The sequence below is a fragment of the Lysinibacillus sp. IITD104 genome (genome assembly GCF_036698265.2).
In the GTDB taxonomy this organism is placed as follows: Bacteria; Bacillota; Bacilli; order Bacillales_A; family Planococcaceae; genus Lysinibacillus; species Lysinibacillus boronitolerans.
The window spans coordinates 1147839-1163057 of the sequence record NZ_JBAHYH020000001.1; the positions used below are offsets into that span (position 1 = coordinate 1147839).

The 15219-nt window shown below is 40.1% G+C and carries 13 protein-coding genes and 13 tRNA genes; 22 read left to right on the top strand and 4 right to left on the bottom strand.

Annotated elements, in window-relative coordinates; translation table 11 throughout:
- The first annotated feature begins 9 nt into the window (after positions 1–9).
- The 13 genes from V1L66_RS05870 to V1L66_RS05930 all read left to right on the top strand — a co-directional run bounded on the left by V1L66_RS05870 (position 10) and on the right by V1L66_RS05930 (position 1223).
- Positions 10–86: transfer RNA gene (locus V1L66_RS05870), tRNA-Pro, on the top strand.
- A gap of 14 nt (positions 87–100) precedes the next feature.
- A tRNA-Ala gene (locus V1L66_RS05875) sits at positions 101–176 on the top strand.
- Positions 177–204: 28 nt separating this feature from the next.
- Positions 205–278 (top strand) — tRNA-Met (locus V1L66_RS05880).
- 7 nt (positions 279–285) lie between these two features.
- Positions 286–362: transfer RNA gene (locus tag V1L66_RS05885), tRNA-Ile, on the top strand.
- Between the two features lie 15 nt (positions 363–377).
- Positions 378–470: transfer RNA gene (locus V1L66_RS05890), tRNA-Ser, on the top strand.
- Between the two features lie 52 nt (positions 471–522).
- Positions 523–597: transfer RNA gene (locus V1L66_RS05895), tRNA-Met, on the top strand.
- A 3-nt stretch (positions 598–600) separates the two neighbouring features.
- Positions 601–676 (top strand) — tRNA-Asp (locus tag V1L66_RS05900).
- A gap of 58 nt (positions 677–734) precedes the next feature.
- Positions 735–810: transfer RNA gene (locus V1L66_RS05905), tRNA-Phe, on the top strand.
- A gap of 5 nt (positions 811–815) precedes the next feature.
- Positions 816–889, top strand: a tRNA-Gly gene (locus tag V1L66_RS05910).
- A gap of 1 nt (position 890) precedes the next feature.
- Positions 891–967, top strand: a tRNA-Ile gene (locus V1L66_RS05915).
- A 4-nt stretch (positions 968–971) separates the two neighbouring features.
- Positions 972–1048, top strand: a tRNA-Asn gene (locus V1L66_RS05920).
- Between the two features lie 11 nt (positions 1049–1059).
- Positions 1060–1150: transfer RNA gene (locus V1L66_RS05925), tRNA-Ser, on the top strand.
- Between the two features lies 1 nt (position 1151).
- Positions 1152–1223: transfer RNA gene (locus V1L66_RS05930), tRNA-Glu, on the top strand.
- A 139-nt stretch (positions 1224–1362) separates the two neighbouring features.
- Here V1L66_RS05930 and V1L66_RS05935 read toward each other — a convergent pair.
- Genes V1L66_RS05935 through V1L66_RS05945 form a run of 3 tightly spaced genes read right to left on the bottom strand, consistent with a single transcriptional unit; the run spans position 1363 to position 4229 of the window.
- Positions 1363–2157: an ABC transporter ATP-binding protein gene (locus V1L66_RS05935; protein ID WP_016992508.1), complete on the bottom strand. Its 795-nt coding sequence runs from the start codon at positions 2155–2157 to the stop codon at positions 1363–1365.
- Positions 2158–2172: 15 nt separating this feature from the next.
- Positions 2173–3228 carry an iron ABC transporter permease gene (locus V1L66_RS05940; protein WP_333005385.1) on the bottom strand — a complete coding sequence of 352 codons (1056 nt, stop codon included), beginning with the start codon at positions 3226–3228 and terminating at the stop codon, positions 2173–2175.
- Positions 3228–4229, bottom strand: coding sequence for an iron ABC transporter permease (locus V1L66_RS05945; RefSeq protein ID WP_036078504.1), 1002 nt, complete (start codon positions 4227–4229; stop codon positions 3228–3230). The genes V1L66_RS05940 and V1L66_RS05945 overlap by 1 nt, the downstream gene beginning before the upstream one ends.
- Before the next feature lie 144 nt (positions 4230–4373).
- Here V1L66_RS05945 and V1L66_RS05950 point away from each other — a divergent pair, with 144 nt between their 5' ends.
- The 5 genes from V1L66_RS05950 to V1L66_RS05970 all read left to right on the top strand — a co-directional run bounded on the left by V1L66_RS05950 (position 4374) and on the right by V1L66_RS05970 (position 9123).
- The gene (locus V1L66_RS05950) at positions 4374–5369 is read left to right on the top strand and encodes an ABC transporter substrate-binding protein (RefSeq protein WP_036078502.1); all 996 of its coding nucleotides are present in this window, start codon (positions 4374–4376) and stop codon (positions 5367–5369) included.
- A 136-nt stretch (positions 5370–5505) separates the two neighbouring features.
- The gene (locus tag V1L66_RS05955; protein WP_333005389.1) at positions 5506–6720 is read left to right on the top strand and encodes a diaminopropionate ammonia-lyase; all 1215 of its coding nucleotides are present in this window, start codon (positions 5506–5508) and stop codon (positions 6718–6720) included.
- A gap of 142 nt (positions 6721–6862) precedes the next feature.
- Positions 6863–7621: a MerR family transcriptional regulator gene (locus tag V1L66_RS05960; RefSeq protein WP_333005391.1), complete on the top strand. Its 759-nt coding sequence runs from the start codon at positions 6863–6865 to the stop codon at positions 7619–7621.
- Between the two features lie 78 nt (positions 7622–7699).
- Entirely contained in the window at positions 7700–8149 is a 450-nt protein-coding gene (locus tag V1L66_RS05965) for a TraR/DksA C4-type zinc finger protein (RefSeq protein WP_036078497.1), read from the top strand.
- A gap of 47 nt (positions 8150–8196) precedes the next feature.
- Positions 8197–9123 carry a dipeptidase gene (locus tag V1L66_RS05970; RefSeq protein ID WP_036078495.1) on the top strand — a complete coding sequence of 309 codons (927 nt, stop codon included), beginning with the start codon at positions 8197–8199 and terminating at the stop codon, positions 9121–9123.
- Positions 9124–9135: 12 nt separating this feature from the next.
- Here the strand turns inward: V1L66_RS05970 and V1L66_RS05975 are convergent, their stop codons facing one another.
- Positions 9136–10056 (bottom strand): 1,4-dihydroxy-2-naphthoate polyprenyltransferase, encoded by a 921-nt coding sequence (locus tag V1L66_RS05975; protein WP_036078494.1) that lies wholly within the window; start codon positions 10054–10056, stop codon positions 9136–9138.
- A 247-nt stretch (positions 10057–10303) separates the two neighbouring features.
- On the opposite strand from V1L66_RS05975, the gene V1L66_RS05980 reads away from it, so the two are divergent.
- The 4 genes from V1L66_RS05980 to menB all read left to right on the top strand — a co-directional run bounded on the left by V1L66_RS05980 (position 10304) and on the right by menB (position 15085).
- Positions 10304–11689 carry an isochorismate synthase MenF gene (locus V1L66_RS05980; protein ID WP_016992516.1) on the top strand — a complete coding sequence of 462 codons (1386 nt, stop codon included), beginning with the start codon at positions 10304–10306 and terminating at the stop codon, positions 11687–11689.
- On the top strand, positions 11682–13397 hold the full coding sequence (gene menD / locus V1L66_RS05985; RefSeq protein WP_333005393.1) for a 2-succinyl-5-enolpyruvyl-6-hydroxy-3-cyclohexene-1-carboxylic-acid synthase: 1716 nt from the start codon (positions 11682–11684) through the stop codon (positions 13395–13397). Before V1L66_RS05980 ends, menD begins: the two co-directional genes overlap by 8 nt.
- On the top strand, positions 13394–14203 hold the full coding sequence (gene menH / locus V1L66_RS05990) for a 2-succinyl-6-hydroxy-2,4-cyclohexadiene-1-carboxylate synthase (protein WP_333005394.1): 810 nt from the start codon (positions 13394–13396) through the stop codon (positions 14201–14203). The genes menD and menH overlap by 4 nt, the downstream gene beginning before the upstream one ends.
- A gap of 63 nt (positions 14204–14266) precedes the next feature.
- Positions 14267–15085, top strand: coding sequence for a 1,4-dihydroxy-2-naphthoyl-CoA synthase (gene menB, locus V1L66_RS05995; protein ID WP_004225917.1), 819 nt, complete (start codon positions 14267–14269; stop codon positions 15083–15085).
- Positions 15086–15219 lie beyond the last annotated feature (134 nt).

Consider the following 15219-nt stretch of genomic DNA (forward strand, 5'->3'; position numbering starts at 1 on the left):
AAAGAACAACGGGAAGTAGCTCAGCTTGGTAGAGCACTTGGTTTGGGACCAAGGGGTCGCAGGTTCGAATCCTGTCTTCCCGACCATTTCCAAAAATTATGGGGCCTTAGCTCAGCTGGGAGAGCGCCTGCCTTGCACGCAGGAGGTCAGCGGTTCGATCCCGCTAGGCTCCACCATAAGTAAATTAACCAGTATAAAGATCCTGGCGGCGTAGCTCAGCTGGCTAGAGCGTACGGTTCATACCCGTAAGGTCGGGGGTTCGATCCCCTCTGCCGCCATCTTAAAGGACCTTTAGCTCAGTTGGTTAGAGCAGACGGCTCATAACCGTCCGGTCGCAGGTTCGAGTCCTGCAAGGTCCACCATTTATATATTGTAACGGAGGTATACCCAAGTCTGGCTGAAGGGATCGGTCTTGAAAACCGACAGGCGGGTAACACCGCGCGGGGGTTCGAATCCCTCTACCTCCTCCAGTTTTAAATTTTTATAAATGGTGCTTTAAAAACTCGAAACATATAAAATTATCGCGGGGTGGAGCAGTGGTAGCTCGTCGGGCTCATAACCCGAAGGTCGTTGGTTCAAATCCGGCCCCCGCAACCAAAAGGTCCCGTGGTGTAGCGGTTAACATGCCTGCCTGTCACGCAGGAGATCGCCGGTTCGATCCCGGTCGGGACCGCCATTTTTAAAATCAAAGTCATGAGAAGCAAAAGAGTGAGTAAGCTTAGCATGGACGAAATGGGTCAGTAGCTCAGTTGGTAGAGCATTAGATTGAAGCTCTAAGTGTCGGCGGTTCGATTCCGTCCTGACCCACCATTTATGCGGGTGTAGTTTAATGGTAAAACCTCAGCCTTCCAAGCTGATGTCGTGGGTTCGATTCCCATCACCCGCTCCAAGGGCCTATAGCTCAGCTGGTTAGAGCGCACGCCTGATAAGCGTGAGGTCGATGGTTCGAGTCCATTTAGGCCCACCATTATTCCGAAGTAGCTCAGTTGGTAGTAGCACCTGACTGTTAATCAGGTTGTCGCAGGTTCGAGTCCTGCCTTCGGAGCCATTTTTTATTTTGGGGAAGTACTCAAGAGGCTGAAGAGGCGCCCCTGCTAAGGGTGTAGGTCGGGTAACCGGCGCGAGGGTTCAAATCCCTCCTTCTCCGCCATGGCCCGTTGGTCAAGTGGTTAAGACACCGCCCTTTCACGGCGGTAACACGGGTTCGAATCCCGTACGGGTCATACTAAGTGCAGTAGATGAATTTACATCTACTGCACTTTTTAATTTACTGGATACTTAGATTAATAACATACCTCTATTAAATGAAAGCCTACACAGATTAATCATTCTGTGTAGGCTTGTTGTTTTTCAAATTAGCGATTAAATTTTTCGTCCTTTTCCATATGGAATGCAAAGAGGTGTACCAAATATGGGATCTGCCTTCATTTGGCAATCAAGGTCAAACACATGACTAACTAAATCAGTTGTCATAATTTCTTCTGGTTTCCCTTGACGATAGACACCGCGGTCACGCACTGTAATAATATGATCGGCATAGCGACATGCAAGATTAATATCATGCAATACCATAATAATTGTTCGCTTTTGCTGTTGGTTTAAGTCATATAGTAAATCTAATACGTCTATTTGATGGGTTAAATCTAAGTATGTCGTAGGCTCGTCTAAAAGAATGATATCTGTATCTTGAGCAAGTGTCATAGCAATCCAAGCACGTTGACGTTGTCCTCCTGATAGCTCATCCACTGGTCTATCTTGTAAATGCTCGGTACCTGTAGCTTTTAAAGCGTTTAAAACGATTTCTTCATCCTTTTCAGTCCATTGTTGACGCCAATTTTGGTAAGGATAGCGGCCTTGTTTTACAAGTTGTAAGACAGTTAAGCCTTCTGGTGCAACAGGAGATTGGGGAAGAATAGAGAGGTTTTTAGCCACTTGCTTAGTTGATAATTTAAAAATATCCTCACCATTTAATAAAACGGAGCCTTTTTTAGGTTTTAATAATCGAGCAATGGAGCGCAAGAGTGTGGATTTACCACAGCCATTCGCTCCAATTAATACAGTAATTTCATTCAAAGGAATAGATAAATTGAGATCTTCGATAATATTGAAATCACCATAACTTAATGTTAGGGATTTGGTTAATAAAGATTCAGTCATGTAGTATAGACTCCTTTATTTATTTGGGTTTCTAAATAATAAATAGATAAAATAAGGTGCACCGATGGCAGCAGTAAAGACGCCTGCGGGTACTTCTAATGGGCTAAATGCTGTGCGACCTATAATATCTGCAACCATTACAAGTAATGCACCAATTGCTGCGGATGCTGGAATAAGTACCCCGAATGATGAACCAACGATGCGTCGTGCAATATGAGGAGCCATTAATCCTACAAACCCAATGGCGCCAGCAAATGCTATAGCACTCGCTACAAGACTGGAACATAATAGAATTAAATAAAGGCGTGTTTTTTGGACAGATTGCCCTAGGCTTGATGCTGTATCATCACCTAATTCTTGAACATTTAACTGTCGTGTAATAAATAAAGTGATAAGTAGAAGCATGATGATCAAAGGAACAACGATTTGTACTTGATCCCAATCTGCACTTTTGACACTCCCCGTAATCCACTTATTCGCTTCACTTGCTTGATAAATTGGGCCGATAATCATTAGCATTGTAGTAATTGCTTGCATGAATGCCGACACGCTAATACCAATTAAGACAAGACGATGTGGTGTGACACCATCTTTCCAAGCAAATAGGTAAACTATACATCCGACGATAGTAGCCCCTGTAAATCCTGCTAATGGCAACCATTCTATACTAACAGTTAAAGAGTGATTGGAATCACTGAAAATGGCTAAGAAACCAACAACCGCTGCCCCACCACCAGCAGATATGCCGATTATATCAGGTGAGGCAAGTGGATTTTTAATGATTCCTTGTAAAACTGCACCTGCTACGGCTAATGCCATTCCAGCAAACAAAGCCATGAAAATTCGAGGCATTCGAAAATCAATAATGATCAGTTGATCAAAATCTGAGCCGTAACCAAAAAAAGCTTGTAAAACTTTTAATGGATTGATGAATGAATCACCAAATGATGCACTAAGAAAGAAAACAGCAAGAGCTAGTAGGCAAATCACTATTAATTTTTTTATAGCTTGTACATCTAATAAAAATGAAATTTTTTGTTGAAGTAGACGAATTGTTTTTACATGTTTCATTATTTTTTTCCACCTTTTCGCGCAAGGTAAATAAAGAATGGTGTGCCAATCATAGCTGTCATGACTCCTACTGGAACTTCTTGAGGCATGATAATATAACGAGCCGCAACATCAGCAAGCAATAAAAGGATCCCCCCAAGTAAAGCAGCCATAGGAATAAGCCATCGATGATCGGTGCCGACAAACTTGCGCGCAAAATGGGGAACGACAATCCCTATAAAACCAATGGGGCCAGCAATTGCAACTGCTCCACCAGCTAAAAAAATAACAATAAGACCTACTAATATCTTCATAAGTCCTAAACGTAAACCAAGACCTCTTGCTACATCATCACCTAGAGCGAGAATATTCATTTTAGGGGAAATGATGAGAGCAGCAATCCATCCAATTACTAAATAAGGTAGAACAGAAAGTAGAATTTCAAGTTTTCTACCTTGTACAGAGCCTGCTAACCAAAACAAAACTTGATCAAGCTCTGCTTCATTTGTAGCGAGTAAACCTTGTGTAAATGATGCAAATAGGGCACTAATGGCAGCACCAGCTAAAGTTATTTTTACTGGAGTAACAGCATCTCTACCTGAGAAACTAATCCCATAAACGGATAATGCAGCGATTGCTGCACCAAGAAATGCAATCCATGCAAAAGATTGCAAGCTTGAAATGTGGAAAAAAATCATAGCAAAAACAACAGCAAAGCCTGCTCCTGCATTAATGCCCAAAATTCCAGGAGAGGCTAATGGATTTTTCGTTAAGGTCTGCATAAGCACGCCTGTAATGGCTAACGAAGCACCAACGCAACTGGCTATAAGAGCTCTTGGAATTCGAACATTTTGAATAATAAGATGCTCATTTGAATTGTTAAATTGTTTAAAAGATTCATACGTAGTTTGAATAGAGGTATTTGCATAACCGTACACAATACTGATCCCCATACAAAGAAGTAATAGTATAACTCCTACTAATAAAGCAATCATCTTGGAATAATTATTTTGTAATATCATATTTAACGTGTACTCTTTTCTTGGGAAATTATTAAATTAGTTATTGACATTGATAGATACATCCAATACGATTAATATCGTTCTTAGACAAATGAAAGTGATTTTCATTCTCGTCTAATATGCTTAAACATTTTATCATATACAATGGAGGAAGAAAAGGTGCAAAAAGCATTTCAAAAACTATTAGTTTTGCTGGCTGTGGTTGCTATTTTTGTTCTGGCAGCTTGCGGTAATTCTAAGGATAATACCAAAGAAGAAAGTACAAAAGAAAGCAATGCTTACAGTGTTGACCATGCAATGGGGACAACTGAAGTAAAAGACACACCAAAACGTATTGTTGTTTTAACTAATGAGGGAACAGAAGCATTATTAGCTCTAGGTATTAAACCAGTAGGTGCGGTACAATCTTGGACAGGCGATCCATGGTATGATCACATTAAGGATCAAATGGAAGGTGTGGAGGTTGTCGGTATTGAACATGAAATTAATATCGAAAAAATAGCTTCTTTGAAGCCAGATTTAATCATTGGCAATAAATTACGACAAGAAAAAGATTATGCTAAACTTAGCAAAATTGCTCCAACTGTATTTTCTGATACATTACGCGGTGACTGGAAAGAGAATTTTAAATTATACGCAAAAGCAGTAAATCAAGAAACAAAAGGTGAAGAAGTGCTAAAAGCTTACGAAGATAAGCTACAAGCACTGAAAGAAGAACTTGGAGAACAAACAAACCAAGAAGTTTCATTTGTACGCTTTATGGCCGATAAATCTCGTATCTATTACACAGATTCATTCTCAGGTGTGATTTTTGATGCTTTAGGATTTAAACGTGTTGCAGCGCAAGCAGATTTATTTAAAGATAATGCAAAACTAGGAAACTTAGCGATTGAAGTAGGGAAAGAAGCGATCCCTCAAATGGATGGGGATGTTATTTTCTACTTCACGTACATGCCAACAGGTGATGACTCAGCATTAGCAACTGAACAAGAGTGGACACAAGACCCACTATGGAAAAACCTAACGGCTGTCCAAAAAGGCAATGCACATAAAGTGGATGATGTCATTTGGAATACGGCTGGAGGCATTTTAGCTGCGAATATTATGCTAGATCAAGTGGAAGAAATCTTTGTTAAATAATTTTCTCATAAACTATACATTTATCGGTGTTCGATGAATGTATAGTTTTTTTTACTTCCTAATATATACTCTCCTGGTACTTTAAAGTTAGATAGACTATGATGTAGATATTGACCGTAAATTGAGGGGGATATCGATGAACGAAAAATTAAGGTGGGTTTATAATCAGCATTATTTAGAGCAAGACAATGTAAAACAAGCAACAGCAATACTTCCCTATTTCTCACTGGACCAAGTAAAGAGGGTTAGTCAGTTTCAGCGTACATATGATCAATTTGAGAAGACACCTCTCCATCAACTTGATGCACTTGCTTCATGTATGGATGTAGAAAAGATCTTCGTTAAAGATGAATCTTATCGATTTGGTTTAAATGCCTTTAAAGTTTTAGGCGGTATTTATGCAATTGCGCAATATGTTGCCAATAAGCTTGGGAGGAATATAGAGGAGCTATCGTTTGATCAGTTAAAATCTCCAGAAGTAAGAGCGCAAGTAGGCAATTTAACATTTATTTCAACGACAGATGGTAATCATGGTCGTGGTGTGGCATGGGCAGCCAGAGAACTGGGTTTTCAAGCGCGAATATATATGCCAGCTGGCAGCGCGGCTGAGCGTCTACAGCATATTAAAAATGAAGGGGCTTTTGCTGAAATTACGACAATGAATTATGACGATACTGTTCGTTATACCTCACAGCTTGCACTAGAAAATGGTTGGGTATTGATTCAGGATACAATGTGGGAGGGCTATGAAGAAATTCCATTATGGATTATGCAAGGGTACACAACCCTTGTACAGGAGATTGTTGAACAGATTCAGCAAGCCCCAACACATGTATTTTTGCAAGCTGGTGTTGGGTCCTTTGCAGGATCGGTTGTAGCATTTTTACAACAATTCTATGAGCAGGAAATTACATTTGTCTTGGTTGAGCCACATGTCGCTAATTGCTATTATGAAAGCTTTAAGAAAAATACAGATCAATTTGTCACTGTTGGTGGGGAGATGCAAACTATAATGGCAGGTCTTGCTTGTGGTGAACCGAATCCACAGGCTTGGCAAATCTTAAAAGCCTACACAAAAATAAGTATCTCCTGTGAGGAAGAAATAGTAGCAACAGGTATGCGCGTTCTAGGAAATCCTTTAGCTACAGACACTCGCATTATAGCAGGTGAATCAGGAGCGGCGCCATTTGGTTGCTTTTATGAAATAATGGTAAATGATCAATATCAAGAATTAAAACAAGCCTTGCACCTAAATGAACAGGCGAGGGTGCTGTTTATTAATACAGAGGGTGATACAGATAAAGAGAGTTATCAACAAATAGTATGGCATGGGAAATATGCGAATCAATAGCAAACTAGTGATTTACTAGTTTGCTATTTTTACTTTTGTAAAAGGAATTGAAAGTATAATTAAGTTTAATTAAATTTTTTTATTTTGCTCTTGACCTTAACGTTGCGTCAAAGCTTACAGTAGCATTAGTGGAGGTGATGAGATGGAATATACCATTCAGGAGCTTGCTCAACTATCGGGTGTTAGTACAAGAACATTGCGTTATTATGATGAAATTGGATTGCTGAAACCAGCAAGAACCAATGAGGCAGGTTATCGATTTTATGGCCAATGGGAGGTCGATATGTTGCAGCAGATTTTATTTTACCGTGCTTTGGATATGAAATTAGCGACAATTCAGGCTATTATTCAAGCACCAAACTTTCAGCATGCTGAGGCGCTCAAAACACATAGAGCTGCTTTGCTTCAACGCAAAGAGCAGTTGGAAACGATCTTACAGACAATAGAAAAAACAATACAATCCATTGAGGAGGAACAACCAATGTCTAATGAAGAAAAATTTAAAGGCTTTAAAGAAAAGTTAATTGAGAATAACGAAAAGCAGTACGGCAAAGAAATCCGTGAGAAATATGGGAATGAAACAGTGGATGCATCCAATGCTAAGCTTATGAACATGACGGAGCAACAATATGAAGCGATGCAACAGCTAGAACAGCAAATGTTTGAACGCTTAGCAGAGGCAATGAAACTTGGAGATCCTACAAGTGACATTGCAATGGAAGTTGCAGAGTTGCATAAACGCTGGCTGAACTTTACGTGGAAAGAGTATTCCAAGGAGGCACATGCAGGGCTGGCACAGATGTATATTGCTGATGATCGTTTTACAGCTTATTATGATGAGCGTGGTGAAACAGGAGCAGCGCAATTTTTACATGACGCGATTATAGCTTATACAAGTTAATAGATAGGTCTTCCTTATGCTGACATGTTTTAGAAATCGTAAATTAGGAAAAAATGAAAGCATGAGGAGGAGATTATTGTGAATCAACAAGTAATGCAACAATTAAAAAGACAACTAGAGCAAGAATTACAAGAAATAGAACAACGAATAGAGCAATCAGAGCGACCACAAGCGACAGAACTATCAAATTATGATAATCATCCAGCTGACAATGCTAGTGATTTAACGGATCAGCTTACAGAAATGGCTATCGATGAGCATCGTGGTGATAATGCTGAAGAAATAAAAGAAGCTCTTCAGGCAATGGCAGACGGTACATATGGCAAGTGTGCAGTCTGTGGTAAAGAAATTCCGATTGGTCGCTTAGAGGCAATGCCACAAGCTCTGACATGTGTGGAGCATGCAGAAAAGAAAGAAGACAATTTACGCCCAGTGGAAGAAGATGTTCTTTCTTCAACACCAAAATCAGATGATTTTATTGAGCTGGAGGAATTCGGCTCTTCTGATACACCACAGGATAAAATTTAGTAAGTTTTTCCTCGCAGAAGCAGTATAATAACTGTAGAGGTGAGGATATGAAGATTATTGATTTACATTGTGATGCGCTTTTAAAGTTAACTACTCTTGAAACGGCCAATTTTGCTGATGATGTGCGAATACATGCTAATCAAAAAAGATTGCAATTAGGGCAAGTAGAGGCTCAAGTGTTCGCTATCTTTATTGACCCAACAATCCCACAAAGTCTACAATTTCTTGAGGTCATGCGCCAAATCGAAGCGTTCCATACTCACGTATTACAAACAGAGGGCATGGTGCATATTACAGATTGGGCACAGTTAGATCGATTAGCTCCACACGAAATAGGAGCCATTTTAAGCCTAGAGGGCTGTAGTGCCATTGGCGAAGATTTAACAAAGCTGACAGCTGTACTTGATGCAGGGGTGAAATTAGTAGGTTTAACGTGGAATGAAGAAAATGCTGTGGCCCATGGTGCTGAACAGGATGCAACTCTTGGATTGAAGCCATTTGGTAAAGAAGTTATACAATTATTAAATGAACGCGATATTATTATTGATGTGTCCCATCTAAATGAGCAAAGCTTTTGGGATGTCTTGCCGCTTGCGAAGCATATTATTGCAAGTCATAGTAATGCACGTGCACTATGTGACCATCCGCGTAACTTAACAGATGCACAGGCAAAGGCACTTGTAGAGGCTGGAGGACATATCCATGTAGTTTATTTCCCACTCTTTATTGGCGAAGATGCAACACTAGACCATCTAGTGGGGCATGTAGCGCATTTAGCGAAACTGGTAGGCGTGGAGCATATAGGATTAGGCTCCGATTTTGATGGGATTGATAGGACTGTCAGTGGCTTAGCACATGCAGGAGAGGCACAAAATTTACTAGAGGCATTACGTACACGCTTTTCAGATGAAGAAGTGTATGGTATTGCAAGCCAAAATTTCCGATGCTATGTAAAAAAAGCAGCAACCCGTTAAGGCTGCTGCATCTTAATAAAAGAAATAATGAATTAATAAACCGATTCCTAATAGGAAGCCGAAGAATGTATTTGTTTGCGCTGTATATTTCATCGCAGGCATTACCTCTTTGGCTTCTTTTTTGTCTCGGAAAATTTGAATGGCACGTAATGGTTTTGGAATGCTTAGGAAGATGATTAATGCCCAAAACGTAATGCCATCAACGGCTACAAGAGCAATCACCCATAAATAGGAGACGATAAAAAAGCCTGATAATACGGAAATTGCATTGTCTCGTCCTACCAAAATAGCCAAGGTTTTTCGTCCGCCTTCTGTATCGCCAACAATATCACGTATATTGTTCGATAGCATAATGGCACCGACTAAAATCATGCTTGGTACAGAAAGCAAGACAGCATCCAATGTTACTGTAAGCGCTTGAATATAGAAGGCAATTAATACAATGCCCATCCCCATTACTGCGCCAGAAACAATTTCACCAAATGGCGAATAGGCGATTGGGTACGGTCCACCTGTATATAAAAAGCCAATAAGCATACAAACAAGTCCGACAGCAGCTAACCACCAAGATGTGGAGGCACATATGTAAATGCCAAGAAGCATGGCAATAGCATAAAAGCTTAATGCAATCATCATAATTGTTTTTGGCTGTACACCATGACGGACAATTGTTCCGCCAATCCCGACGGAATGCTCGTTATCTAATCCTAATTTGTAATCATAATATTCATTGAACATATTCGTTGCTGCTTGTATAAGCATACTTGCAATGAGCATAGCAAAAAATAGTCCAAAATCAATTGTTTCTTTTTCAATTGCTAAGGCAATTGCTGTTCCTAGGAATACAGGAACAAATGAAGCGGTTAAAGTATGTGGACGTGTTAAATGCCACCACACTTTAAAACCCCTATCAGCTTCAATGACTTTGGTCATAAGGTCTTTCTCTCCTTCAAATGTTGTCGACTCTTCTTATTTTAAACGAAGATTGAGAAAATGGGTAGGTTCACAGCTTATTACATACTGTTTAATGAAAAAAAGTGATACAATAGAACATGCATTTATGAACTGAAAATAAAAAAGAACAATTAGCAACAGTACGAATAACGTGTTGCCAACTAAAATATGATGTGTTATTTAACCATCATTCATTATGTACATTGCAACAACGGAGGTAATTTTCATGCAACAGAAGTGGTACCAAGCCACAGAAGTAGAAGTGGACTCTTTGGGCCAAAGCCTTCATTTTTATATGGAAACAATTGAAGTAAGTCGTCTATCTGCACTGGCGTTCTATGCAGCTGGCGAGGAATGTTATAAAGGTGAACGATTTTATTGGCAAAATAGAGAAAAAACAATGATATTAGTTGGGCTAGGACATGCTCATACTATTCAAAACAACGCTAAAGAAAACCGCTTTGATGCAGTTGAAGCGGAATGGAAAAACATAACGAAAAACTGTCCAAAAGGTCAACAAGCGTTACAACCAATTTTGTTTGGCGGTTTTACATTTGATCCTCAAAATAATGTAGACGGGGAATGGACGGATTTCCCAGAGGCTTATTTTGCATTAGCAACGTTTCAACTGGTGATACGCGATGATAAAGCATACGTAAGTATTCACCTTTTGACACAAGACCAACAGGCTGAGGATCAGTTCGAAGCGCTAAGAAAAGAGCGCGATCATTTAATCCATGCAGCTCAGGTTAAAGAAGTGAAAACGTATACAAAACCTGAAATCATAAGTTATTTTGAACCATATAAAGAGCCTTATTTAGCCTCAATCGATCAAGTGACAGCATTAATTAAACAGAAAAAGGCAGATAAAGTGGTCATTGCACGATCACTTGCTTTGCAATTTAAAGAGTATGTATCCGCACCACAAGTACTTTCTCAAATTATTCATGAACAACCAGAAAGCTATTTATTTGGTTTAGAGCATAGACATTTATTATTTTTCGGAGCATCACCTGAACGACTTGTGAAAGTAGAAGATGGTCGAGCATTTTCTTCTTGTGTTGCTGGCTCAATTAAACGAGGTAAGACTGCAGAGGAAGATGAGGCTTTTGGACAAAGTTTATTAAATGACCCTAAAAATGGCGGAGAACATCAGTATGTTGTGGATATGATTGCGGAAACATTCCGTAAAAATTGTGTGGACATGACGGTGCCAGATAGACCACGCTTGTTAAAAATACGAGATATTCAACATCTGTATACGCCTGTTGAAGGTCAGTTAAATCAGGATGCAACAATCTTACAATTGACTAAATCATTACATCCAACACCCGCTTTAGGTGGTGTACCACGCAAAGAAGCATTGGCAGCCATCCGTAAATATGAGCCGATGAATCGGGGACTGTATGCTGCGCCAATAGGCTGGCTAGATGCAGAGGGTAACGGTGAGTTTGCAGTTGCCATACGTTCAGCAGCCTTACTAAATGATAAAGCTTATTTATATGCAGGCGGTGGAATCGTCGCAGATTCAGAACCGCAATCTGAATATGAAGAAACATTAGTAAAATTCCGTCCAATGCTTCGTGCGCTAGGGGGACAATTACATGAGTGAACGAAAAATACTAACAGATTATGTTTATAAAATGGTCGCATCGCTAGTGCAAGCTGGTGTAGAGAATGTTGTCGTTAGTCCAGGCTCACGTTCTACACCGCTTGCTTATGCGGTTGCTTCTACTAAACAAGTAAAAATGTATCGGCAGGTAGATGAGCGCTCAGCAGCATTCTTTGCGCTAGGGCTTGCTAAGGCAACTACTAAGCCTGTGGTTCTTTTATGTACATCTGGTACAGCAGCAGCAAACTATTTTCCTGCGATTGTGGAGGCAAGTTATGCACGTGTACCATTGATCATTATAACTGCTGATCGCCCACATGAATTACGTGAGGTAGGCGCTCCACAGGCTATCAACCAACCCAATTTATATGGTTCACATGTGAAGTGGAGTGTTGACTTTCCGTTAGCAGATGGTGCTGAACCAACATTGCCTTTTATTGAGCGTCATCTTGCTCGTGCGGTAGCCATTGCAACAAGCGCACCATTTGGACCAGTACATATCAATGTACCTTTCCGTGAGCCATTATTAATTGATTTGCAGCAGGACCTACCAGCAGTGTCGTTTAAGCACAGCAGTATGGGACAATTAATCCCAACACGCGTGGATCAGCAGGAACTAGCCTCTATTATACAATCAACTAAAAGAGGCTTTATGATCATTGGTGAGTTAGCTCTTGGTACAGAATTATCCATTGTTTGGGAATTTGTTCGTCAGCTGAAGTGGCCTGTCATTATTGAAAGTTTATCGAATATGCGTACATCCGTACCAGAGGATTGTTTACCATATATCGTGACAACCTATGATGCTATTATGAAGAGTGATGACTTCAAAGCACTGGTGCGACCAGATACAGTAATCCGAATAGGGGCACAACCGGTTTCAAAATTTATGATGCAATTTATCACAAAGTCACGTCCAAATGCGTATGTGATTATCGATGAAGACCCGATGTTTAGAGATGCTACAGGCGTATCTACGCATTTTATTCATGCGAATGTCGATCAGTGGCTAACAGAATTAGCTATCACTGAAACAGCTATCGAGGAAGCATACTTAGCTGAATGGCAAAAAGCGAATCAGCTTGCCTCTATGTATATTGAGCAATACGCAGAGGTAGAAAAGGATGAAGGGGCTATAGTCAGTCGTTTACTCAAAATGATTCCTGACGGTAGTGATATTTTCGTTAGCAGTAGTATGCCAGTACGAGATATTGATACATTTTTATTGGCTACCCCGAAAGATTTACGTGTTTTTGCCAATCGAGGAACGAACGGGATAGATGGTATCGTATCAACAGCAATCGGTTTCAGTCAAGGAAATAATCGAGAAAGTTATTTACTAATTGGTGATTTAGCCTTTTTACATGATGTGAATGGACTCATTGCTTCCAGATATCAGGAATGTAACTTAACGATTATTGTGATGAATAATGATGGTGGTGGTATTTTTTCATATTTACCACAGTCAACTGTTGAAGATCACTATGAGGATTTATTTGGCACACCAACAGCCCTTGAATTCCGTGATATTGCACATATGTATGAAATGGACTATATACGCGTCGAAACAATCTCTGAGCTTTCTGAGAAATTTTCAGCAAGTAAAAACCGTTCTTTACGATTAGTTGAAATATTTACAGATAGAACCGAGAATGTGAATGCACATCGAGCTCTATGGAATCGAATTAATGAGGAGTTAAAAGCATGACAAAGTGGATGATTCGTGGTCTTGAAACCCATGTGGATATATGGAATGAAGACGGTGAGTACACAGTCGTTGCGTTACATGGATTTACTGGTAGCTCGGCAACTTGGCATAATCTAGCGAAAACTCTACCCCATATTCGTGTTATTGCCGTTGATTTAATCGGACATGGACAAACAGCTATTCCACAGCACGTACAGCGTTTTTCTATGGAGGAGCAATTACAGGATTTAGAAGAACTATTTTGCCAACTTCATTTAGAGAAATTTACGCTGTTAGGCTATTCAATGGGTGGAAGAATCGCTTTATCCTATGCTATTACGTATCCAGATCGCATTCATCGACTCATTTTAGAGAGTGCATCTCCTGGCCTGCGAACAATCGAAGAGCAAAATGAACGTTGTAAGCGAGATGAAGCATTGGCGCAAAAAATAATGACAAATGGTATACTGTCCTTTGTCAATGCATGGGAAAACATACCGCTTTTTGCTTCACAGCAACGTCTACCTAAAAGTGTAAGAGAAGCCATTAGAGAAGAGAGATTGTCACAGAAGGAAGAGGGACTCGCTGGTAGCTTGAGAGGTGTTGGGACAGGCGTTCAGCCCTCAAATTGGGATAGACTGGCGCAACTAGAAATACCTGTCCTGCTAATTACTGGTTCATTGGATGAGAAATTTTGTAAAATTGCACTAGAAATGAAAGCGCTATTAAATACTGTTAAGCATTTAACAGTAAATGACGCTGGACATGCAATTCATGTGGAAAATCCCGCTGAGTTTGCTACAATAGTAGAGGAGTATTTAACGTAATATATGATTACGTTAGCGCCTCGCTAGAAACGAGACGAATTTAATGATATAGGAGGCAATTCAATGACACGTCAATGGACTACATTACATACTTATGAAGACATTAAGTATGAGTTCTATAACGGTATCGCAAAAATTACGATTAACCGTCCAGAAGTGCGTAATGCATTCCGCCCAAAAACGGTTATGGAAATGATTGACGCATTCTCACGTGCACGCGATGATAAAAATATCGGTGTTATTATTCTAACTGGTGAAGGTGAACATGCTTTCTGCTCAGGCGGAGACCAAAAAGTTCGCGGTCACGGTGGCTACGTAGGGGAAGATGAAATACCACGTCTAAACGTTCTTGATTTACAACGTTTAATCCGTGTCATTCCAAAACCTGTCGTAGCAATGGTAGCTGGCTATGCAATTGGTGGAGGTCACGTTTTACATGTTGTTTGTGACTTAACAATTGCTGCTGACAATGCTCGCTTTGGACAAACTGGACCAAAAGTAGGTTCATTCGACGCTGGTTATGGCTCAGGCTATCTTGCTCGTATTATTGGTCATAAAAAGGCACGCGAAATTTGGTACCTTTGCCGTCAATACGATGCACAACAAGCACTTGATATGGGCTTAGTCAATACGGTTGTGCCTTATGCGCAATTGGAAGATGAAACAGTTCAATGGTGTGAAGAAATGCTTCAAATGTCACCAACTGCACTACGCTTCTTAAAAGCAGCGATGAATGCAGATACAGACGGTTTAGCAGGTCTTCAACAAATGGCTGGAGACGCTACACTTCTTTACTACACAACTGATGAAGCAAAAGAAGGTCGCGACGCATTCAAAGAAAAACGTCAACCAGATTTTGGTCAATTCCCAAGATTCCCTTGATTAATAGAGGATTTAAAGCTCGTATCTTTTTGGAGATACGAGCTTTTTATATGTCTAGAGAAGATTGGTGGATAGAATGCTAAAAGAAGGGGATAGAAGCAGCTAAGAGGTGGATAAAAGGCTTAAACTAGCGG